Annotated in this window: 24 protein-coding genes; 13 read left to right on the top strand and 11 right to left on the bottom strand. The window is 63.3% G+C overall.

Features of this window, described 5'->3' with window-relative positions:
* Positions 1-197: 197 nt before the first annotated feature.
* The 6 genes from R3175_RS12685 to mutM all read right to left on the bottom strand — a co-directional run bounded on the left by R3175_RS12685 (position 198) and on the right by mutM (position 5,388).
* A complete protein-coding gene (locus R3175_RS12685; RefSeq protein WP_318944668.1) occupies positions 198-1,733 on the bottom strand; it encodes a phosphoenolpyruvate carboxykinase in 1,536 nt (511 codons plus the stop codon).
* Between the two features lie 199 nt (positions 1,734-1,932).
* Complete coding sequence (gene hslO / locus R3175_RS12680; protein WP_318944667.1) at positions 1,933-2,787, bottom strand: Hsp33 family molecular chaperone HslO; 855 nt, start codon at positions 2,785-2,787, stop codon at positions 1,933-1,935.
* A 59-nt stretch (positions 2,788-2,846) separates the two neighbouring features.
* Positions 2,847-3,254: a ribosome-associated heat shock protein Hsp15 gene (gene hslR, locus R3175_RS12675; RefSeq protein WP_318944665.1), complete on the bottom strand. Its 408-nt coding sequence runs from the start codon at positions 3,252-3,254 to the stop codon at positions 2,847-2,849.
* A gap of 40 nt (positions 3,255-3,294) precedes the next feature.
* Positions 3,295-3,984, bottom strand: a complete 690-nt coding sequence (yrfG, locus tag R3175_RS12670) for a GMP/IMP nucleotidase (protein ID WP_318944664.1) — start codon at positions 3,982-3,984, stop codon at positions 3,295-3,297.
* A 107-nt stretch (positions 3,985-4,091) separates the two neighbouring features.
* Complete coding sequence (locus R3175_RS12665; RefSeq protein WP_318944663.1) at positions 4,092-4,421, bottom strand: hypothetical protein; 330 nt, start codon at positions 4,419-4,421, stop codon at positions 4,092-4,094.
* A gap of 154 nt (positions 4,422-4,575) precedes the next feature.
* Positions 4,576-5,388 (bottom strand): bifunctional DNA-formamidopyrimidine glycosylase/DNA-(apurinic or apyrimidinic site) lyase, encoded by an 813-nt coding sequence (gene mutM, locus R3175_RS12660; RefSeq protein WP_318944662.1) that lies wholly within the window; start codon positions 5,386-5,388, stop codon positions 4,576-4,578.
* A 299-nt stretch (positions 5,389-5,687) separates the two neighbouring features.
* Here mutM and R3175_RS12655 point away from each other — a divergent pair, with 299 nt between their 5' ends.
* Positions 5,688-6,869, top strand: a complete 1,182-nt coding sequence (locus tag R3175_RS12655) for a fatty acid desaturase (protein WP_318944661.1) — start codon at positions 5,688-5,690, stop codon at positions 6,867-6,869.
* Between the two features lie 58 nt (positions 6,870-6,927).
* Here R3175_RS12655 and rsmD read toward each other — a convergent pair whose 3' ends face one another.
* Complete coding sequence (gene rsmD / locus R3175_RS12650) at positions 6,928-7,539, bottom strand: 16S rRNA (guanine(966)-N(2))-methyltransferase RsmD (protein WP_318944660.1); 612 nt, start codon at positions 7,537-7,539, stop codon at positions 6,928-6,930.
* A 177-nt stretch (positions 7,540-7,716) separates the two neighbouring features.
* Between rsmD and ftsY the strand changes: the two genes are divergently transcribed.
* The 8 genes from ftsY to R3175_RS12610 all read left to right on the top strand — a co-directional run bounded on the left by ftsY (position 7,717) and on the right by R3175_RS12610 (position 15,701).
* Positions 7,717-8,880, top strand: coding sequence for a signal recognition particle-docking protein FtsY (ftsY, locus tag R3175_RS12645; RefSeq protein ID WP_318944659.1), 1,164 nt, complete (start codon positions 7,717-7,719; stop codon positions 8,878-8,880).
* 9 nt (positions 8,881-8,889) lie between these two features.
* Positions 8,890-9,582 (top strand): cell division ATP-binding protein FtsE, encoded by a 693-nt coding sequence (gene ftsE, locus R3175_RS12640; RefSeq protein WP_318944658.1) that lies wholly within the window; start codon positions 8,890-8,892, stop codon positions 9,580-9,582.
* Positions 9,572-10,564: a permease-like cell division protein FtsX gene (gene ftsX / locus R3175_RS12635; RefSeq protein ID WP_318944657.1), complete on the top strand. Its 993-nt coding sequence runs from the start codon at positions 9,572-9,574 to the stop codon at positions 10,562-10,564. Before ftsE ends, ftsX begins: the two co-directional genes overlap by 11 nt.
* Before the next feature lie 197 nt (positions 10,565-10,761).
* On the top strand, positions 10,762-11,622 hold the full coding sequence (rpoH, locus tag R3175_RS12630; protein WP_318944655.1) for an RNA polymerase sigma factor RpoH: 861 nt from the start codon (positions 10,762-10,764) through the stop codon (positions 11,620-11,622).
* 128 nt (positions 11,623-11,750) lie between these two features.
* A complete protein-coding gene (locus R3175_RS12625; RefSeq protein WP_318944654.1) occupies positions 11,751-12,662 on the top strand; it encodes an NAD(P)-dependent oxidoreductase in 912 nt (303 codons plus the stop codon).
* A 3-nt stretch (positions 12,663-12,665) separates the two neighbouring features.
* Entirely contained in the window at positions 12,666-13,466 is an 801-nt protein-coding gene (gene hyi / locus R3175_RS12620) for a hydroxypyruvate isomerase (RefSeq protein ID WP_318944653.1), read from the top strand.
* A gap of 89 nt (positions 13,467-13,555) precedes the next feature.
* Entirely contained in the window at positions 13,556-14,236 is a 681-nt protein-coding gene (locus R3175_RS12615; RefSeq protein WP_318944652.1) for a response regulator transcription factor, read from the top strand.
* On the top strand, positions 14,223-15,701 hold the full coding sequence (locus tag R3175_RS12610; protein ID WP_318944651.1) for a HAMP domain-containing sensor histidine kinase: 1,479 nt from the start codon (positions 14,223-14,225) through the stop codon (positions 15,699-15,701). Before R3175_RS12615 ends, R3175_RS12610 begins: the two co-directional genes overlap by 14 nt.
* Before the next feature lie 6 nt (positions 15,702-15,707).
* On the opposite strand, the gene R3175_RS12605 is transcribed toward R3175_RS12610, so the two are convergent.
* Both R3175_RS12605 and greB read right to left on the bottom strand, forming a co-directional pair.
* Complete coding sequence (locus tag R3175_RS12605) at positions 15,708-15,995, bottom strand: hypothetical protein (protein WP_318944650.1); 288 nt, start codon at positions 15,993-15,995, stop codon at positions 15,708-15,710.
* Between the two features lie 258 nt (positions 15,996-16,253).
* Positions 16,254-16,730, bottom strand: coding sequence for a transcription elongation factor GreB (greB, locus tag R3175_RS12600; RefSeq protein ID WP_318944648.1), 477 nt, complete (start codon positions 16,728-16,730; stop codon positions 16,254-16,256).
* Between the two features lie 246 nt (positions 16,731-16,976).
* Here greB and R3175_RS12595 point away from each other — a divergent pair, with 246 nt between their 5' ends.
* Entirely contained in the window at positions 16,977-17,411 is a 435-nt protein-coding gene (locus R3175_RS12595) for a hypothetical protein (RefSeq protein WP_318944647.1), read from the top strand.
* 6 nt (positions 17,412-17,417) lie between these two features.
* On the opposite strand, the gene R3175_RS12590 is transcribed toward R3175_RS12595, so the two are convergent.
* Positions 17,418-17,732, bottom strand: coding sequence for a site-specific integrase (locus tag R3175_RS12590; protein WP_318944646.1), 315 nt, complete (start codon positions 17,730-17,732; stop codon positions 17,418-17,420).
* A 144-nt stretch (positions 17,733-17,876) separates the two neighbouring features.
* A complete protein-coding gene (locus tag R3175_RS12585; protein WP_318944644.1) occupies positions 17,877-18,140 on the bottom strand; it encodes an acyl-CoA-binding protein in 264 nt (87 codons plus the stop codon).
* A gap of 208 nt (positions 18,141-18,348) precedes the next feature.
* Between R3175_RS12585 and R3175_RS12580 the strand changes: the two genes are divergently transcribed.
* The 3 genes from R3175_RS12580 to tssC all read left to right on the top strand — a co-directional run bounded on the left by R3175_RS12580 (position 18,349) and on the right by tssC (position 21,523).
* The gene (locus R3175_RS12580; RefSeq protein ID WP_318944643.1) at positions 18,349-18,840 is read left to right on the top strand and encodes a DUF4442 domain-containing protein; all 492 of its coding nucleotides are present in this window, start codon (positions 18,349-18,351) and stop codon (positions 18,838-18,840) included.
* 609 nt (positions 18,841-19,449) lie between these two features.
* Positions 19,450-19,944, top strand: coding sequence for a type VI secretion system contractile sheath small subunit (gene tssB, locus R3175_RS12575; protein WP_318944642.1), 495 nt, complete (start codon positions 19,450-19,452; stop codon positions 19,942-19,944).
* 97 nt (positions 19,945-20,041) lie between these two features.
* On the top strand, positions 20,042-21,523 hold the full coding sequence (gene tssC, locus R3175_RS12570; protein ID WP_318944640.1) for a type VI secretion system contractile sheath large subunit: 1,482 nt from the start codon (positions 20,042-20,044) through the stop codon (positions 21,521-21,523).
* The last annotated feature ends 3 nt before the right edge of the window (positions 21,524-21,526 follow it).

Genomic DNA, 21,526 nt, shown 5'->3' with positions numbered 1-21,526 from the left:
GCTGCAGTGAAGACAAAGGCGCCATTTTGGCGCCTTTGTTGTTTTTGGCCTGGCAGCTCAGAGCGGGAGCCGAGCAGGGAGGAGGTCGGGCCTCTGTCCGTCCGACAGCCGCGATCGCTCGTCTGAACTTCAGCTCGGATTCGGATAAAGCATAAAAAAGGCGACCCGTAGGTCGCCTCTTTTGATCAAGCCGGCACTCAGTCCAGCTTCGGCCCCGCCGCGACGATGGCGTCGGAGACGTCGAACTTCTTGAAGTTGTCGACGAACTGGCCGATCAGCTCCTGGGCCTTGGCGTCGTACTCCTCGCCGCTGCTCCAGGTGTTGCGTGGGTTCAGCAGCTTGCTGTCGACGCCCGGTACGCTGGTGGGAACGTCCAGGTTCAGCATCGGCAGGTGCTCGGTCTCGACGTCGTCGAGGTCGCCGTTCTGGATGGAACTGATGATCGCCCGGGTGGTGGGGATGTCGAAGCGCTCGCCCACGCCGTAGGGGCCGCCGGTCCAGCCGGTGTTGACCAGGAACACCTTGCTGCCGAACTCGTCCATCCGCTTCATCAGCAGCTCGGCGTAAACGCCGGCCGGGCGCGGGAAGAACGGCGCGCCGAAGCATGTGGAGAAGGTGGACTTCAGCTTGGAGGAGGAGCCCATTTCGGTGGAGCCCACCAGCGCGGTGTAGCCACTGAGGAAGTGGTAGGCGGCCGCTTCCTTGCTGAGGACGGACACCGGTGGCAGTACGCCGGTCATGTCGCAGGTCAGGAACACGATGTGCGACGGCTCACCGGCGCGGTTCTCGATCACCCGCTTCTCGACGTGCTCCAGCGGGTAGGCGCAGCGGGAGTTCTCGGTCAGGGAAACGTCGGTGTAGTCCGGCTCGCGGGTGTCTTCGTCGATCATCACGTTCTCGACGATGGCACCGAAGCGGATGGCGTCCCAGATGATGGGCTCGTTCTTCTGGCTCAGGTCGATGCACTTGGCGTAGCAGCCACCCTCGATGTTGAAGACGGTGCCCGGGCCCCAGCCGTGCTCGTCGTCGCCGATCAGGTAACGCTCGGGATCGGCGGACAGGGTGGTTTTGCCGGTGCCGGACAGGCCGAAGAACAGGCAGGTTTCGCCGTCCTCGCCCACATTGGCGGAGCAGTGCATCGGCAGCACGTCCTTCTCCGGCAGCAGGAAGTTCTGCACCGAGAACATCGCCTTTTTCATCTCACCGGCGTAGCGCATGCCGGCCAGCAACACCTTGCGCTTGGCGAAGTTGATGATCACGCAGCCGTCGCTGTTGGTGCCGTCGCGCTCGGGCACACACTCGAAACCGGCGGCGTTGAGGATCTGCCACTCCTGCTTGTCGGCCGGGTTGTAGCTGTCCGGACGGATGAACAGGTTGCGGCCGAACAGGTTCTGCCAGGCGGTCTCGGTGGTCATGCGCACCGGCAGGTAATGCTCCGGATCGGAACCGACGTGGACGTGAGACAGGAACTGGTCCTTCTCGGCGATGTAGGCTTCAACCCGATCCCAGAGGGCGTCAAACTTGTCGGCGTCGAACGGACGGTTGATGGGCCCCCAGTGGATGGCATCCGCTGTGCTCGGCTCTTCAACGATGAAGCGGTCCATGGGGGAACGGCCAGTACGCTTGCCGGTCTTGACCACCAGCGAACCATTGGCCGCCAGTTGGCCTTCGCCTCTTTCCAGTGCCAGCTCGACCAGTCGTGCTGTGCTCAGATCAGTATAAGTGTTACTCACTTCGACCTCGCCCTCAGGGTGTCTTGGTGATTGCGCGGAATTCCGACGCTGTCGCTAAGGCAGCAAAATTGACGGATTTCTGAGCAATCGGGTCAATTCAGGCGCGATATTATGCCAGAGACGCCGGTAAAAAACGACTGCCCGCAAAGCCGCGCCAGGCGCGGGTTCCGGGTCAATCCATGATAGCTGGCCAGGCGCCCTAGTGCAGCGAATGACCGGTAAACAGGTGGTCGATATCGTTGCGGTTGAACTGGTAGTGGGCATGGCAGAACTGGCAGTCCATCTCGATGCTGCCCTGCTCCTCCAAGATGCTGTAGCACTCCTCCTGGCCAATGGATTCCAGGGCGGCCAGGGTGCGTTCGCGGGAGCAGCTGCAGCGAAAGGCCACCGGCTCGGCGTCGAACACCCGCACTTCTTCTTCGTGGAACAGCCGGTGGAGCAGGGTTTCGCTGTCCAGGGTCAGCAGTTCCTCCGCGGTGACCGTGGCGGCCAGCTGGCTGACCCGTTCCCACAGCTCGCTGTCCGTCTCGGAGCTGCCAGGCAGCCGCTGCAGCAGCAGACCGGAGGCGCGCTGGTCATCGGCGAACAGAAACAGGCGGGTGGCAATTTGCTCGGAACGCTGGAAGTAGTCCTCCAGGCACTCGCCGAGGGTGTCGTGCTCACGGGGCACCACCCCCTGGTAGCGTTGACCCTGGTCCGGGGTGATGGTGATCGCCATCCGGCCCTGGCCCAGCAGCGCATCCAGTCCGGACTCCGCCGCGGCCGTCGCGTCGAAGCGGGCCAGCCCGCGGACGTGGCGGTCGTGGCTGCACTCGGTCATCAGGGTGCGCAGGGGGCCTTCTCCCTGGGCCTGGAGTGACAGGGTGCCTTCGAATTTGAGGGTGCTGCTCATCACCACGCTGGCGACCAGGGATTCGCCCAGCAGTTGTCGCACGGATGAGGGGTAGGGGGCCTGCTCGGCCACTTGCCGGTAGGCGTCGCTCAGCTGCACCCAGGCTCCTCGAATCTGGCTGTGTTCAAAGATAAAACGCTGGAACTGGTCCTGGGGCGCCATGTAGGGTCTCCTGAAATAGGCGAAATCGAGTGGTTGCTGTCAATGCGTCAGGGGTGCGCTCAGAAGCCGTTCTGTTCCTGAAAACGCTTGATGTCGCGTCGGTCCTTCTTGGACGGTCGCCGGGCTGGAGGCAATTGGGCCGCCTGCATGGTCTTGCGCTGCCAGGCCCGCTCTTCCCGTTTGCGTATGCTCTCTTCGGTTTCGTGGTAGAGCTTCTGGGCCTCTGGTGCCCCGCGGCGTCGATCGCTGAGGCCGTCAACCACCACCACGCGTTCCTGCCAGCCCTGGCGCACGGTGAGCCGGGCACCGGGTTCCACTAGTTTGCCGGGTTTGCAGCGTTGGTTGTTGTAATGGACCTTGCCGCCTTCAATGGCGTCTTTGGCGAGGGAACGGGTCTTGAAGAGGCGTGCCGCCCACAACCATTTGTCGAGCCGGACGCGTTGATCTTGCTGGGTATCTGCAGCCATGTCTCCCACCTGGCGAATGTGCCCCCCCATTATAACGGCTTCAAGGGGGCGATGGCAGTGAGCGCTGTGCAGCCAGCGTCGGCAGCACTTCGTCAAAATGGCGGATGCCGGGCAGTTCCGGATGCTGCGCCTGCTCCGGTTGGCGGCTGTCCGGCGCCAGGATGGCCAGCGCCTGGCCGATGCCCGCCGCGATTGCGCTGTCCAGCACCGGAAAGCTGTCATCCACCATCAGCGTGGACTCGGGATCGTGGGGCTGCAGGTGGCGCAGGTCGTCCCAGAAGGAGGCATCCTCCTTGGGCTTGCCCAGGGTGTGGCTGGACACCACGTCGTCCACCAGTCGGTCCAGCCCGGTATGACGGAACTTCAGGGCCAATGGGTCGGGATGGCAGTTGGTGACGATGATCGAGCGTAGCCCAGCCTGATGCAGTCGCGCCAGGAACTCCCGGGCATGGGGCCGAAAGCCGATGCGGTCGCCGACCTCGGCCTTGAGGCCGGTGATGTCCAGGTTCAGCCGGTCGCTCCAGTAGTCGGTGCAGTACCAGTTGAGGGAACCCCGCTCTGCCTGGATCATCGGCAGGATCCGGGCTTGTGCCTGCTCGGGGCTCATCCGGTGGTGCTCGGCGTAGCGACGGGGCAGGTGCTCGAGCCAGAAATGGGTGTCAAAGTGGAGGTCCAGCAGCGTTCCGTCCATGTCCAGGAACACCGTGTCGAGCTTGGTCCAGTTCACCATAATGAGAGCACCCTAAAAAAACCGCCTGAAGAATGAGTTGTCAGGCTGCCGCAGAACGCAGGGGGGTGCAACTCCGGATTGTACGGACCCGGCGCGCGTGGCGGGGGTCAGTAGCCGTCGGTGGCCGGCGCTTCCCGGCGTCCGGTGCGCTCGCAGCCCAGGCAGCGGACGAAGGTGGCCTTGCCCGGCCCCAGTACCAGGACCTCGCCGGCCTCACCGGCGTTGCCGCCGAGCAGGGAAAATGGCAGCGACACCACGTACACCGCCGCACCCACCACGGTGGTGGCGAACAGCACCGGCCGGGCGACCAGTGCATCGGCGGTCATGGCCAGGGCGGAGGGTTGCTCATCGACCGGCTCGGCGTGGCCCGCCGAGGCCAAGGCCAGCAGGCATACCGCGACGGTTGTTGTCAGGAATCGAGCAAAATTTGCGAACATGGGAGTCTCCTGATCCGGTTGATCTACGCAGCCATGGCAGCCCCTGGCTTTGCTTCCGGATGTTCCTGTGGCGCAGTGATCCGTATGTACCGTTAACTATGAAACATATTGGCGTAATTTCAAACGGACATTCGGGAGTTGGCCGGGCGGCCCGTTAACGCTGGCACCGGCTGCAGTAAACGGTGGTTCGCTGGTTCATGCGAATTTCCTTCAGCGGCTTGCCGCACTGGCTGCAGGGGGTGTGGCCGTGGCCGTAGACCAGCAGCGACTGGGCGAAGTAACCGGGCTTGCCCTCGCTGTTGACGAAATCCCGCAGGGTAGTGCCCCCCATCAGGATGGCAGCGCTCAGCGTCTCGCGGACGGCCTCGGCCAATCGATGGTAGCGGTCCAGGCTGATCCGGCCGGCCTGCCGCTGTGGGTGGATGCCGGCCTTGAACAGGGCTTCGTTGGCGTAGATGTTGCCGACGCCCACGACCACCTGGTTGTCCATCAGGAACGACTTGATCGGGGTCCGGCGTTGCCGGGACAGGCGGTGCAGGTAGGGGCCGTTGAACTCCGGCGCCAGGGGTTCCGGACCGAGGCGGGCAAGCAGAGGGTGTTGCCCGGGATCGTCGGCCCAGAGCCAGCAGCCGAAGCGTCGGGGGTCGTTGTAACGAAGGCGGGCGCCAGAGCTGAGCTGAACTTCCACGTGATCGTGGGTCTGCGGCGAACTGTCGTCGGTAATCACCCGCAGGCTGCCGGACATGCCCAGGTGGACGATGACCGCGCCGCTGGCGACGCGAATCAGCAGGTACTTGGCGCGGCGTTCCACCGCCAGGATGCGTTGGCCAGCCAGCCGTTGGGGCAGGTCCTCGGGTACTGGCCAGCGCAGACGCGGGTTGCGGACAATCACCCGTTCGACAGTCTGGTCCTGGCAATGTGGGGCAATGCCCTGGCGGGTGGTTTCCACTTCCGGTAGTTCGGGCACGGGGGGCTCCTGGCGATGACGGCTGAGAACAAATTGTCGTTTTTGGCAACAGAATGTCAACGCAGCCGACGGGCTGGAGAGCGGGGGACGGCGGGAAACGCAATGCCCATAACGGGTTGTGGCCCATCGCCCCGGCGGCGGCGATGATTCGAGCCCGTCCCGACTTTTACCGATTGGTGTAATCGGTAACAAATCGGCAACCGAATCCGCTTGTTTGGCTTACACCTGTAAGCTAGAGTGGGAGCCCTGAAAGTAGGGGGTGACGTCGGCCCCAGCAAGGTTCTCTGAGGTAATTCGGTATGTGGTACAACGGTCTTCTCGACCTGTCGGTGATGCAGTTGATTCTGGTGACGCTGGGCTTGACCCATGTGACCATCGTCAGCGTGACGCTCTATCTGCATCGTCACTCGGCACACAACTCGCTGGATCTGCATCCGGCGCTGGCGCATTTCTTCCGCTTCTGGCTGTGGCTGACCACGGCCCAGAACACCAAGGAATGGACCGCCATCCATCGTAAGCATCACGCCAAGTGCGAAACCGAGGAAGACCCCCACAGTCCGGTGGTGCGGGGTATCAGGAAGGTCCTGCTGGAAGGCGCGGAGCTGTATGCCGACGCCGCTACCGAAGAGACCCTGGCGCGTTACGGTCAGCGCACCCCGGAAGACTGGGTGGAGCGCAAGGTCTACAGCCGCCACCGGGTGCTGGGTGTGGTGCTGATGGGGGCCATCGACCTGGCGCTGTTTGGTGTGAACGGCATCTGGATCTGGGCGCTTCAGATGATGTGGATTCCCGTGTGGGCCGCCGGCGTGATCAACGGCATCGGCCATTACCTGGGCTACCGCAACTTCGAGTGCGCCGACAACGCCCGCAACATCTCCCCGCTGGGCATCCTGATCGGCGGCGAGGAGCTGCACAACAATCACCACACCTATCCCAACTCGTCCAAGCTGTCCCGCCGCTGGTACGAGGTGGACATTGGCTGGGGCTATATCCGCCTGTTCCAGCTGTTTGGTCTGGCCACCCCCAAGGGCTATCGCCCCATCGCCCACTATGTGCCGGGCAAGCAGGAGGTGGATGTGGAGACCGTGCAGGCCATTGCCAACAACCGTTTCGACATCATGCGCCAGTACCGCAAGCGGGTGATCGAGCCCTCACTGCGGCAGCAGAAAGAGCAGCTGGAGGATGGCCTCAAGGCCCGCTACCGCAAGGTCAAGCAGCTGCTGTCCCGGGAGATCACCCTGATCAAGCCCAAGGAGCAGGCGCAGCTGGAGACGGTGCTGGAGAAGAACGCGGTGCTGCGCCAGATCTACGACAAGAGCCAGGAGCTGCAGGCCCTCTGGCGTCGCCGGGGTGTCAAGCCGCAGGAGAAGATCCAGGCGCTGATGCAATGGTGCAAGGAGGCGGAGGCCAGCGGTATCCGTCACCTGGAAGAGTTCGCCGCGCACCTGAAGGCTTACTCCCTGAGACCGGTCGCCGCCTGATCGCGGTCGGTCCGGTACCAGCCCCGCCCTTGCCGGCGGGGTTTTTCGTTGTGCCCGCTCAGTCGGTGGCCGACGCCACCCGGTAGAGGGTGTAGCAGACCTGCCCGGCGCGCTTCTGGCGATGTAGCTGCCAGTTGGCCGGTGGGGCGGGGGGAGCGAGTTCGCTCTCGTGCTCCACGTACACCCAACTGCCGGGCCTGAGCCAGCCACCTTCGCTGAGCAGTGGGTACAGCCGTTCCAGCCAACCCTGGCGGAAGGGCGGGTCCATGAACACCACATCAAACGGCTGGGCCGGCGGCGTGGCCAGAAACGACTCGACGTCCTGGCAGCTGACCGTGGCCAGGGTGCATTGCAGCGTTTTCAGGTTCCGGCGCAGCGCCTGGGCCAGCTCCGGGGAGTGTTCGACAAAGGTGGTGCCGGCGGCACCGCGGGACAGCGCTTCCAGGCCCAGTGCGCCACTGCCGGCAAACAGGTCCAGACACCGGCTGCCGGCCAGGTGGAAGGTGAGCCAGTTGAACAGGGTCTCCCGGGTTCGGGCCGGGGTGGGGCGGACGCCGCCGGCGTCGGGAAAGCTCAGCTTGCGACTGCGCCAGTCACCGCCGATGATGCGAAGTTCACCCGCGACCCCCGGGTTCCCGCGCTTGCGCGGGGGCTGACGTTTTCGGCCCATTTCTGGTCTGACTCCGGTTGTTCGGGAATGGTCATAACACGCTTGCACACTGCAAGAGGTCGCCATGGTAGCGGAAAATGCGGGTCCGCACACGGCGCCGGATTTGGAGGCGGCCTTCGCCTCCGCTAGAATGAGCGCTTTCCGATTCCCGCCCAATTCCAGACAGATGGTAAGACTATGACGGCAGAGTGGATTTCAATTGGCCTCCTGGCCCTTCTTGTGTTGATGTTTGTCGGCGAGCTGGCCGCCAATCGTCGCCGGCTGCCCCGGCCCAGGCCGGTGCCGCAGAAGAAGCCGGAGCCGCAGCCCGGTGCCGCGCCCGTCGAGGAAAAAGCGGCCGAACCGGCGGCGGAAGCCCCTGCCGAAACTCCTGCGGCGGTGGAGACGGCGCCGGAGCCAGAGGTCGTCGAAGAGGCGCCGCAACTCAGTGTCTTCGAGCGCATCCGCAGCGGCCTGGGCAAGACGCGGGCCAACCTGAGCTCCGGACTGGCGGAGCTGTTCTCGGTCGGCAAGAAGATCGACGAGGACCTGCTGGAAGAGATCGAGACCACCCTGTTGATGGCCGACGTGGGGGTGACTGCCACCTCCGAGATCATTGACTCACTGACCGACAAGCTGGAGCGTAACCAGCTCAAGGACGGGGCCGCCCTGCAGGAAGCCTTGCGCCAGGAGCTGCACGATTTGCTGAAGCCGGTCACCCATCCGCTGCAGGTGGATGCCGCCAGGAAGCCCTACGTCATCCTGATGGTCGGGGTAAACGGCGTTGGCAAGACCACCACCATCGGCAAACTGGCCAAGCAGTTCCAGGACGACGGGCACTCGGTGATGCTGGCCGCGGGTGACACCTTCCGCGCCGCCGCCGTGGAGCAGTTGCAGGTCTGGGGCGAGCGCCACCAGGTGCCGGTGATTGCCCAGCATACCGGTGCCGACAGCGCCTCGGTGATTTACGACGCGGTGCAGTCGGCCCAGGCCAAGGGCACCGATGTGGTGATTGCCGACACCGCCGGTCGCCTGCAGAACAAGGACAACCTGATGAGCGAGCTGGAGAAGGTGGTCCGGGTGATGAAGAAGCTGGACGACAGCGCTCCCCACGAGGTGATGCTGGTGCTGGACGCCGGCACCGGCCAGAATGCCCTCAGTCAGGCCACCGTGTTCCAGCAGGCCGTTGGGGTCAGTGGCATCACCCTGACCAAGCTCGATGGCACCGCCAAGGGCGGTATCGTGTTCGCCATCGCCCGCCAGCTGCAACTGCCGATCCGTTACATCGGCGTGGGGGAAAAGGCGGAGGACCTGCGGCCCTTCGATGCCGAAACCTTCGTCGAAGCCCTGTTTGACGAATAGCGATTCGCCATGATCGAGTTCCAGCAGGTCAGCAAGCGTTACGATGACGATCATCTGGCCCTGAAACAGGTGAATTTCAGCCTGGGCCGGGGCGAGCTGGCGTTCCTGACCGGCCACTCCGGAGCGGGCAAGAGCACCCTGCTGAAACTGATCATGCTGATGGAGCGGCCCAGCGCCGGCAATGTGGTGGTGGGCGGCCAGGTGCTCAACACCCTGCCACGGCGCCAGATTCCCTATGTCCGTCGCCATATTGGGGTGGTTTTCCAGAACCACCAGCTGCTGTTCGACCGCACCGTGTTCGACAACGTGGCCATGCCGCTGGAGGTGATGGGGGTGCCGGCCAGGGACATCGGCCGTCGGGTGCGGGCGGCGCTGGACAAGGTGGGCCTGCTCAGCAAGGAGAAGATGAGCCCGGTGCAGCTGTCCGGGGGGGAGCAGCAGCGGGTGGGGATCGCCCGGGCGGTGGTCAACAAGCCGCCGGTATTGCTGGCCGATGAGCCCACCGGGAACCTGGACCCCGAGTTGTCCGCGGACATCATGCACCTGTTTGAGCAGTTCAGCCAGGTGGGAGTCACGGTGTTGATCGCCAGTCACGACATCGCGCTTATCCACGACCTGGGGCGACGCACACTGACCCTGGACCATGGTCGCCTGTCGGCCGGCGGTCCACCGCCTGGGCTGGGGGGGGATCATGGCCACTGATACGCGACGGTCACGGGGCGCCGACCATCCCCGCAGTGCGGCTCGGGATGCCGCCGAGAGCTATCTGTCCCACCACCGCAAGGTGGCGAGGGACAGCGCCCGGCGCCTGTGGCGTACCCCCCTGGCCAGCCTGATGACCTGGATGGTGATGGGGGTGGCCCTGGCGCTGCCGGTGGGCTTGCTGTTGCTGCTCGATAGTCTGCAGGGGCTGAGTGCGGGCTGGGAGAGCAGTGCCCGCATCACCGCCTACCTGGAGCAGTCCCTGTCGGTGGAGCAGGCCCGACAGCTGCGGCTGGAGATCGGCGCCCGGGGCGACACGGCCGACGTCGACCTGATCGACCGGGACAGCGCCCTGGCGGAGTTCCGGGCCAGTTCCGGGTTGGCGGATGCGCTGGATTACCTAGACGAGAATCCCTTGCCCCATACCCTGCTGGTGACGCCGCTGGAGACCAATCGCAACGCTTCCGGGGTGGAGCGGCTGGCCAGGGAGCTGGAAGCCCTTCCCGGCATCGCCCGGATCCAGGTCGACCTGGGCTGGTTGCAGCGGCTGAACGGCATGACCGAACTGCTGGGCCGGGCAATCTGGGTGCTGTCGCTGTTGCTGGGCGGTGCGGTGGTGTTGGTGATCGGCAACACCATCCGCCTGGCGATCGAGAATCGCCGGGATGAGATCCTGGTCGCCAAACTGGTCGGCGGCACCGACAGCTTCGTACGTCGTCCCTTCCTCTATACCGGTGTCTGGTTCGGGCTGGGTGGCGGTGTGGTCGCCTGGCTGCTGTTGCAGGTGTCCCTGTGGTGGCTGAGCGGCCCGATCGAGCGGTTGGCCGGCCTGTACCACAGTGACTTCGTGCTGAGCGGACTGTCCGTTGATGGCGCCCTGGCGCTGCTGGTGGGCGCGGCGGTCTTGGGCTGGCTCGGGGCCTGGGTGGCGGTAAAGCGGCATCTGGATGCCATCGAACCCGGAGTGCCCGCCGGCAGTTAGAGGCTATCATTGTGGAAACACCGTATGGCCCTCTGTCGGCGCACCGGAGTATTTTCAAACTCCGCGGAGGCGCCGTCGAAAGCGGGTTAAGCCCCTGTTTTTCATGAGCTTAGCGGTGGTTTTCGGGAACTTTTCAGGGGCTTGGCGGCCTAACGTTTAGTTGTTATATTTGCAGGTCCCCAGTCAGGAGGGAAAGCATGGGTACAAGTTTACAATTGGCTGACAAGCTGGTTCCGGGCGTTAATCTGGAGGCGTACATCCAGGCCACCAGTCGGATCCCGGTTCTTACGGCCGATGAGGAGCGCCACCTTGCCGAGCGGCTGCACTACGAGGACGACGTGGAAGCGGCCCGTCAGCTGGTGCTGTCGCACCTGCGCTTCGTGATTCACATTGCCCGCAGTTATTCCGGCTATGGCCTGCCCCAGGCCGACCTGATCCAGGAAGGCAATGTCGGCCTGATGAAGGCCGTCAAGCGCTTCAACCCGGAGTATGGGGTGCGTCTGGTGTCGTTCGCCGTGCACTGGATCAAGGCCGAAATCCACGAGTACATCCTGCGTAACTGGCGCATCGTCAAGGTGGCCACCACCAAGGCCCAGCGCAAGCTGTTCTTCAACCTGCGCAGCCAGAAGAAGCGCCTGGCCTGGTTGAACCATGAAGAGCTTAAGGCCGTCGCCAATGACCTGGGGGTTGAGCCGCATGTGGTACGGGAAATGGAGGGGCGTCTGGCGTCACAGGACACCTCTTTCGACGGCCCGCAGGACGACGATGACGACAACGGCTACCAGGCGCCGGCGTATTACCTGGAAGATCGTCGTGGCGATCCGGCGATTCAACTGGAGCAGTCTGACTGGGCCGAGGATTCCAATGGCCGTCTGATGCAGGCGCTGGAGATGCTCGACGAGCGCAGTCAGGACATCCTGCGGGAACGCTGGCTGTCGGACAGCAAGTCCACGCTGCATGAGCTGGCCGCCAAGTATGGTGTCTCCGCCGAGCGTATCCGGCAACTGGAGAAGAACGCCATGAAGAAGATCCGCACCCAGATGATTGAGGCCGCCTGATCACCGGAGGCCGCTTTCCTGGCCAGCGACGCCACCAGACCTGATCGGCTGGTGGCGTTTTTGTTTGTAGCGGCGATTGCCGGTCTGAGTCAGATGGGCACCGCAGTGTTCAGGGAGTACCCTTTGCCATGACCAAGCCCTCTACCCACATCGCCTTCCTCGGTATCGGCCTGATGGGGGCGCCGATGACCCGCAATCTGCTGGGTGCCGGCTTTTCGATGACCCTGTGGAACCGCACCGCCAGCAAGTGTGAACCTTTCGCCGGGGAGGCCACGGTGGCCGCGAGTCCGGCCCAGGCCGTCGAGAACGCCGAGGTGGTGATCACCATGCTGGAGAACGGGGCGGTGGTCGACGAGGTGCTGGTCAATCAGGGGGGCATTGAGGCCCTGCGGCCGGGTGCCCTGGTGATCGACATGAGTTCGGTGCAGCCATCGCTGGCGCGACGCCACGGGGAACTGGTGGCGGCCCGTCAGGCGGGCTACCTGGATGCGCCGGTCTCCGGTGGTACCCGGGGGGCGGAGGCGGCAACCCTGTCCATCATGGCCGGCGGCAGCGAGGCCGACGTGGACCGTGCCCGGCCCGTGCTTGAGGCCCTGGGGACAGTGACCCGGATTGGCCCGGTGGGCGCCGGTCAGTTGGCCAAGTTGGCCAACCAGGCGATTGTGGGGATCACCATCGGCGCGGTGTCCGAGGCGCTGCTGCTGGCAGCCAGGGGCGGCGCCGACCCGGTCGCGGTCAGGCAGGCCCTGATGGGTGGCTTCGCCGGCAGCAAGATCCTGGAGCAGCACGGTCAGCGCATGATCGAACGGGATTTCGCCCCCGGCGCGCCGGCCCGGATCCAGCTCAAGGACCTGCGCATGATCCTCGACGAGGCCCGGGCCGAGGGGCTGACCCTGCCGCTGGCCCAGCAGGTGCACAACGAGTACCTGTCGCTGCTGGCCAACGGCCACAGTGAGGTGGACCACAGCGGCCTGTTGCTGGAGCTGGAACACCTCAATGGGGTCCGAATGGGCAGTGTGGGCCCGGGACGCAAGGAGTGAGGGATGACCAAGTTCGCCGCTAACCTGACCATGCTGTTCACCGAGTTGGCCTTTCCCGACCGCTTCGCCGCGGCCCGGCAGGCCGGCTTTCGTGGTGTGGAGTTCCTGTTCCCCTACCCCTGGCGGCGGGAGCAGCTGAGCAACTGGCTGGGCGATCAGGGACTGCAGCAGGTGCTGTTCAACCTGCCGCCGGGAGACTGGGACGCCGGCGAGCGGGGCATCGCCTGCCTGCCGGAGCGGGTGGACGAGTTCCGGCGCGGGGTGGAGCAGGCCATTGGCTACGCCCGGGCACTGGATTGCCCGCGCGTGAACTGCCTGGCGGGCATTCCAACCGCTGGCCTGGATCGTGCGCGGGCCTGGGACCAACTGGTGGCGAATGTCGACTGGGCGAACCAGCAGTTGGAGCGGGAAGGGATTACCCTGTGTGTCGAAGCCATCAACTCGCGGGTGGATATGCCCGGCTTTCTGCTCGACACCTCCAGCCGGGGGCTGGCATTGATTGAGGCGGTGGGTTCGGAAAACGTCAAACTGCAGTATGATCTCTATCATATGCAGATCATGGAGGGGGATCTCATCCGCACGCTGGAGCGACTGCTGTCCCGGATTGGCCACATCCAGTTTGCCGACAACCCCGGTCGCCACGAGCCGGGAACCGGCGAGATCCACTTCGCCAACGTGTTCGCGGCGCTGGACCGGATGGGCTATGAGGGGTGGCTGAGCGCCGAATACCGGCCCGCGGCGGGGACCGAAGCGGGGCTGGGCTGGCTGCGCACCCTGTCGGCCGTGGACGGACCGTCGCCTTAGGCGACACCCTCTTACAAGATCGTAACTGGTCGCGACTGGGCCTTGTCCGTAATCTGTTTTCGAACGATCCGATATGTGGAGGCTGTTAGGTGAAAGCGCTGGTAATTGAAGACGATCAGGACGTTGCAAACTACCTGATCAAGGGGCTCCGGGAGTCCGACTTCGTCGTCGACCACGCGGCGGAGGGCAAGGAAGGCATGATGATGGCGGCCAGCGAAGACTATGACATCATGATCGTTGACCGCATGTTGCCGAACATGGACGGCCTGTCCATCATCAAGACCGTCAGGGCCACGGGCAATCAGGTGCCGGTGCTGATCCTCAGTGCCCTGGGCGATGTCGATGACCGGGTTGAGGGGCTGCGCGGCGGCGGTGACGACTACCTCACCAAGCCGTTCTCCTTCACCGAGCTGTTGGCGCGGATCGAATCCCTGGTTCGCCGTAACCGCCAGGCGGCGGAAACCGAGACCGTGTTGCGGGTGGCGGATCTGGAGATGGACCTGCTGGCGCGGACCGTCAAGCGGGCCGGTCAGAACATCGATGTCCAGCCGCGAGAGTTCCGGCTGCTGGAGTACCTGATGCGCAATGCCGGTCAGGTGGTTACCCGCACCATGTTGCTGGAAAAGGTGTGGGACTATCATTTCGACCCCCAGACCAACGTCATCGACGTGCACATCAGTCGCCTTCGTGCCAAGATTGACAAGGAGTTCGAGACCCCCTTGCTGCAAACCATCCGGGGTGCGGGATACATGCTGCGTGAAACTGCTTAGCCAACTGCGAACATCGACCTTTCAGTTAGCCCTGCTGTACATGGTGGTGTTTGCCACCTCAGTGTTCCTGTTGCTGGCCTTCATCTACTGGCGTACCGCAGGCTTCATGACGGCGCAGACCGACGAGACCATCGAGGCGGAGATCGCCGGTCTGGCCGAGCAGTACCGGGGCCGGGGCATCAACGGCCTGATCACCATCATCCGCGAACGGGTGGCGCGGGACCCCAACGCCAAGTCCCTGTACCTGGTGACCACCGAAGACTACATGAAACTGGCGGGTAATTTGACCGCCTGGCCGGAGGGGACCCAGTCCCAGAGCGGCTGGATCAACTTCACCCTGGACGAGCGGGTGGGCTGGGTCGGCCCGCCCCGGCTGGCGCGGGCCCGCATCTTTGAGGTGCAGGGCGGCTTGCGTCTGCTGGTGGGGCGGGACGTCGACGACCTGACCGCCCTCAAGCGGGTGATCGAGACGGCCATCAACTGGGGGATGGGCATTACCCTGGCCCTGGCCCTGCTCGGCGGCTTCATGATCAGCCGCAGCACCACCCGGCGCATCGAGGTGATCAACAACACCTCCCGCAAGATCATGAACGGCCACTTGTCCCAGCGCATTCCCACCCGTGGCACCAGTGACGACTTCGACCAGCTGGCCGAGAACCTCAACCGGATGCTCGATCGCATCGTGTACCTGATGGAAGGCATCCGCCACGTCTCCGACAGCATTGCCCACGACCTGCGCACGCCGCTGACCCGCTTGCGTAACCAGCTGGAAAACACCCTGATGGCGGTGGACAACGAGGAGGCCCGGGAGCAGGCGGGGCGGGCGGTCGCCGAGGCGGATCAGCTGCTCGCCACCTTCAACGCTCTGTTGCGGATCGCCCGGCTGGAGACCCGGGGCAACACCGCCGACATGAAACCGGTGTCCCTGGGGCTGCTGGTGAGTGATGCCTGTGAACTCTACGAGGCGCTGGCCGAGGACAAGCAGCAGCACTTCGAACAGTCCCTGGACGAACAGGCCATGATCGAGGGCGATCGGGACCTGCTGTTCCAGATGGTCAGTAACCTGATCGACAACGCCATCAAGTACACCCCGGAACGGGGGAACATCCGGGTAGCGGTTTACGGCGATGGCGACGATACGGTGTTCGAGGTCAGCGACAGCGGCATCGGGATTCCGGACGAAGAGAAGGAGAACGTCTTCCAGCGCTTTTACCGGGTTGGTAAGAGCCGTTCACTGCCCGGCAATGGGCTGGGCCTGAGCCTGGTCAGTGCGGTGGCGGAAATCCACCAGGGGCGGATCGTGTTGCGGGACCGGCATCCGGGGCAGGATTACCCCGGGCTGTCGGTGGCGGTGGTGATGCCCGCGTACCGGCCGACCAGCAAGCGCATCAAGGTGGCCGCCGGTCGGGAAGAGCCGGCTCTCAGCGAAGACCCGGGGGCTGGGTCTGCCGCCAGCCGGCCATAGCGGTGATCAGCCGCGAAGGGAACCGCGCAGCCGCTCCAGACGCTCGAGTACCGGGCGCAGCAAGGCATCGGCACGGGTTTCCACGTCATTGACCAGGGCTTCGACCTGGGACCGACGTCGGTCGATGCGGGCCTGGATGCTGTCCCACTCACCTTCCAGGTGCTTCTGCTCGTTCATGACAAAAGCGGCCAGGTTGTGGCGATTTACCTTACCGGTGATGCCCAGCTGGTCCAGCTGGAACCCCACGCTGTCCAGTCCGTTCAATGCAGTATCAATCAGTTTCTTCGTGTTCATGGCGTTGCCCGTCTTAATCAATGAAGTCGGATAGAATTTTGAGTAGCGCCAAAGGTAGTGAGTCTTTCTAGGGTGCACAACCTAATTTCCAGCACCCGAACGGCAAAGCTGTCCAAACCGTAATGGCGCGGCCACTTGTCAGTAACGGCCAAAGTGGAAACTGGGTCAAGTAGTTAAGGGAGCAAGCCGGTGCCATGGCAGCGGCGGGCACCTCCCTCCAGCACAGCGCTAGCCTTGCCCCGTCCAGACGGGGTTTTTTTATGGCCGGGGATACTCAATGGAGTTGATGACCCAGTACGCCGGGCCATGGGGGGTCTGTACCTCCACCTCGTCGTCCACCTGTTTCTTCAGCAGCGCCCGGGCCATGGGGGTGTCGATGGAGATGTAGTCCTTGCGGTCGAAGATTTCATCGTAGCCGACGATGCGAAACCGCTTGATCTCGCCCTCCTCGTTCTCAATCTCCACCCAGGCTCCGAAGAACACCCGGCCTTCCTGTTCCGGCGCGTAGTCCACCACCGTCAGCTCGCCCAGGCAGCGGCGCAGGTAGCGCACCCGCCGGTCGATCTGGCGCAGCAACTTCTTGTTGTATTGGTAGTCGGCGTTCTCACTGCGGTCGCCGAGGCTGGCGGCCCACTGCACCTTCCGGGTGATCTCCGGGCGGTGTTCCCGCCAGAGGTAGTCCAGTTCCTTCTTTAGGGCTTCGAAGCCGTCGCGGGTAATCAGTTTGGCGCGCATAGACGAGATCATGAGTCAGGGGTATCAACGCCCACAGTGTACCAGAGCCAGAGGTTCCGGCAGAAAACCGTCTTGAACATTGGGATGGCCCGATTGGCGCAGTGATGGGTGTCACAAAATTGACGAGTTGCTGAATACTTTTTGTTCGACAGCGATACACTGATCAAAACCAAATCATGTCGGGTCAGTGGACACTTCGGGGTGCATTGCCAGTCCGGACGTCCTGACCGTTGCGGAGAGGGAATCATGGACCGCGTAATCAGAGCTGTTGCCTCACTAGGGATTTTGCTTGGCCCGCTCGGCACCGGCCTTGCCGGGGCGGACGAGTCGGCGGAGACGGCCGGGCCGGCGTTCGAGTATCAGGAACGTTCCACCGTGGATACCATCAGGCTGCCCTCGATGGCCGAGGATTCGATGGCCGACACCGTGATCGAGGGAGGGCTGGAAGCGCCCGCCGCCGGCGTGCCAGTAGCGGAGACCGGTGAGGATTTTTACCTCGATCCGCTGGCGTTGCAGCCCAACGACGATCGCACCGACCTGGGCCGGTCAGAGATCCCGGTGGACATCCGCTTCAGCAACCCCCGGTCCATTCCCGGCCAGACCCATGGCAATACCTACCGCATCCAGCCGCCCAGCAATCGCACCTACCGGGCCTACGGCGCCTCGGTGTCTGAGCGGTGAGGCTGCTCAGGCCGCGGCGTGGGTCGTGGCCGTCTCGTCCTTGTTCAGGACATCCTCGTAGAAGAAGGTCAGCGCCTGCCGGGCCTGGTTCAATCGGGCCCGTGACACCTGGATGCGGTCGCGCAGGTAGCTGAGGAACAGCTGGCGATCGTCCTGCTCCAGCATCTCCACGCTCTTCTGGTCGTGGAACAGCACGAAGCGGGTGATCCAGTGCAGGTAGTTCTGTTCGGTACGCTGATTCAGCTGATGTTTGTGGATGGCTGACGTTACACGGGTCAGCAGGCCGGGCTGCGAGTGCTCCAGCGCTTCGATCAATTGCATGGTGCGTCTTCCAGAAACATTGTTTTTGTTATGGTGGCGGCATCATATGACAATCGCTTGAATCCCGCAAAAATTCGTTCGATCGTCCTTTTACCCAGGCCACCGCCGCCGGCGGCCCGGGTAACAATCGGGGACAGGCCCTGATTATTTCTTCAGTTCTTCCAGTCGGTCGATGTATTTCTGCATCGCCTCGTCGGTGGAAGTGCCCTTGAGCTTTTCCCAGGCGTCGTACTTGGCCCGGCCGACGAAATCCATCATGCCGGGGCGCTTACCGCTGACGTCGCCCTCGGTGGCCTGCTTGTACAGGGCGTAGAACTCCAGTTTCAGTTCGTTGGACGGCTGGGCGTCGCCTTCGCCAGTCTGGATGTAGTTGACGGCTTCCTCGAACTGGGCTTTCAGGTCGCTCATGGTTGATTCCTTTTTTATCGGTTGCTGTGTCTCACGGGAAACGCTTCGCGAGGGTGGCAGGCCATGCTGCGGGCCTCGCCCCGTGGTTTCCTGACGGTGTCCGGGCAGCTTAGCGGCTGACGCCAGGGGCGTCATTGCCTTCGCGTTCCATTCCTCCGGCGAATGGGGTATTGTCCTGCGCCAGATTATAAGCTAATTGGAGAGCAACATGGCAGCCACCAATCGCCTTGCCGGTATTGTCAGCAAAATCAATTCCCTGCCCGAGTTCGCCCGGCCCCGGGCGCTGTCGCTGTTTTTCGGCAAAGCCGTTCCCTTCACCGGTACCGCCGGCATTCGCATCCAGTCCCTGGATCAGGACCGCTGCGTGATCCGCCTGGCCAACAAGCGCCGGGTCCAGAATCACATCGGTGGGGTGCACGCGGTGGCCTCGTTGCTGCTGGCGGAATCCGCCACCGGTTTCCTGGTGGGGCTGAACGTGCCCGACGACAAAGTGCCGGTCATCAAGACCGCCCACGCCGAATACACCAAGCGGGCGAAGGGTGACATGATCGTGGAGGCGCACCTCACCGAGGAGCAGAAGCAGCGCATGCGTACTGAGGATAAGGGCGAGGCGGCGGTGGCGGTGACCATCCGCGACAGTGAGGACAAGGAGCCGATTGAGATCGAGATGGTCTGGGCCTGGACCCCAAAGAGGCGGTAAAGCTATTGCGCTCGACTATGCGTCGTTAAATTCCAGCTCAAAATGCTCATTTACAGCCCGTAAACTGCGCTTTTTCGCTGGAATTTGCCTAGGGAGCCTCGGAATAACTCCGGATCACCTCTGGTTTTCAGAGCTATCCCCAATCAAGGCGCGACTTTGCAGGAATGTCGGGACCTTTCAAAAAGTCGCAACGCGGAGTGGGGATAGCTCTGAAAGCCCCGAAGGGCACGCTCTGAAGGCTGCATCTGCGGTGTTGCGGCTCTTGCTAAGGACTACGGCCATTAGCGGCGAGCCGCGCCTTGCAGCCACAGCCTTCAGAGCGCGCAGAGGCGATTCGGAGTTATGCCGAGGCTCCCTAGCCTAGTCTTCGCTCATAACGCTTTACCAACTTCGTGGTAAGGGTGACGCTTTACTGACTTCGCAGTCAGGGAAAAGATGTACGTATAATTACTGGGGCAATTTTTTGCCCCGGAATGCGCCGGAGTTCATAAATCTGGCCATTTGTTGCTTGAGTGGTCCGACGTACCTGTGTACAGTTTGGCCGTCGCGTGCCAGGACGGTACGCCCAAAGGATTGTCATCAGCCCTAACGGATCAAGGGAGCAAGGCCATGTCTAAGGAAGGTTCCGTCGCGCCTAAAGAGCGCATCAATATCAAGTATGTCCCCGCCACCGGTGATCAGCAGGCCGAGACCGAACTGCCGCTGAAGATGTTTGTCGTTGGTGACTTCAAGGGACAGCCGGAAGAAACCCCTCTCGAAGACCGCAAGACCATTTCTGTCGACAAGAACAACTTCCAGTCGGTGATGAAAGAAGCCGGCCTTACCCTGTCCACCGCGGTGCCCAACAAGCTGGACGACGAGGCCGAGGAATTGCCGGTGAACCTGGCATTCCAGGGACTGGAAGACTTCTCCCCCGACAGCATCGCCCGCCAGGTACCGGAGCTGCGCAAGCTGATTGAGCTGCGTGAAGCCCTGGTTGCCCTGAAAGGCCCGCTGGGGAACGTGCCGTCGTTCCGGGCCAAACTGCAGGAGCTGCTGGACAGCGATGATGCCCGCGACCAGTTGCTGCAGGAACTGGATCTGGCGACCGGCGACGGCGACTAAGTCGCCCCCAGTCACTGCCACCGGGAAGGTGGCAGGCTTCACACTGTCTCTGTCACACACGTACTAATTCTTCATACACGTACTAAAGGGATGTGGTATGTCTGATACTGCTGCGCAGCAAGCCGCTGCCTCGGAAACCGCAGGGGAAGGTTCCCTGCTCGATCAGGTGATGGCCAACAGCCGCATGGCGCCGGCTGACGAGGGCTACGACGTGGCCCGCAAGGGGGTGGCGACGTTCATCGCCAACCTGCTGAAGAGCGATGAGAAGGGCCAGCCGGTCAACAAGGCGCTGGTGGACCAGATGGTGGTCGAGCTGGACCGCAAGATCAGCGCGCAAATGGATGAGGTGCTGCACGCGCCCAAGCTGCAGGAGCTGGAATCGTCCTGGCGCGGCCTCAAGCTGATGGTCGACCGCACCGATTTCCAGGAAAACATCAAGCTGGACATCCTGCACGCCACCAAGGGCGAGCTGCTGGAAGACTTCGAGTTTGCCCCGGATGTCACCCAGTCCGGCTTCTACAAGCACATCTATTCCGACGAATACGGCCAGTTCGGTGGCGAGCCGGTGGGCGCGGTGGTTGGCAACTACGCCTTCAGCCCGTCCACCCCGGACATGAAGCTGCTGCAGTACGTGTCGTCGGTGGGCGCCATGGCCCACGCGCCGTTCCTGTCTTCGGTGGCGCCGTCGTTCTTCGGCGTGGACAGCTACCAGGAGCTGCCGGCGATCAAGGAACTCAAGGCGGTGTTCGAGGGACCCCGCTACGCCAAGTGGCGTTCGCTGCGGGAATCCGAGGACGCCCGCTACCTGGGCCTCACCGCACCGCGGTTCCTGCTGCGGACCCCTTACGATCCCACCGAGAACCCGGTGCGCAGCTTCAACTACAAGGAAGACGTCAGCGGCGACCACGAGCACTACCTGTGGGGCAACACCGCCTACCTGCTGGCCTCCCGGATGACCGACAGCTTCGCCAAGTACCGCTGGTGCCCGAACATCATCGGCCCGCAGAGCGGTGGCGCGGTGGAAGACCTGCCGGTGCACCTGTTCGAATCCTTCGGCCAGCTGGAGGCGAAGATTCCCACCGAGGTGCTGATCACCGACCGCCGCGAGTACGAGATGGCGGACGAGGGGTTCATCGCCCTGACCATGCGCAAGGGCAGCGACAACGCCGCCTTCTTCTCCGCCAATTCGGTGCAGAAGCCCAAGCAGTTCCCCAACACCAAGGAAGGCAAGGAGGCCGAGACCAACTACAAGCTCGGCACCCAACTGCCCTACATGATGATCGTCAACCGCCTGGCCCACTACATCAAGGTGCTGCAGCGGGAGCAGATCGGTGCCTGGAAGGAGCGCCAGGACCTGGAGCGGGAGCTCAACACCTGGATCCGCCAGTATGTGGCCGACCAGGAAAACCCGCCCGCCGATGTCCGTAGCCGGCGTCCGCTTCGTGCCGCCCAGGTGATTGTCTCCGACGTGGAAGGCGATCCGGGCTGGTACCAGGTCTCGCTGGCGGTGCGTCCGCACTTCAAGTACATGGGGGCCAACTTCGAGCTGTCGCTGGTCGGTCGACTCGACAAGGAGTAAGCC

This window comes from Marinobacter sp. (assembly GCF_033722735.1).
Classification (GTDB): domain Bacteria; phylum Pseudomonadota; class Gammaproteobacteria; order Pseudomonadales; family Oleiphilaceae; genus Marinobacter.
Note: the sequence above shows the minus strand (reverse complement) of the source record. Positions and strands in the feature narration are given on the sequence as shown.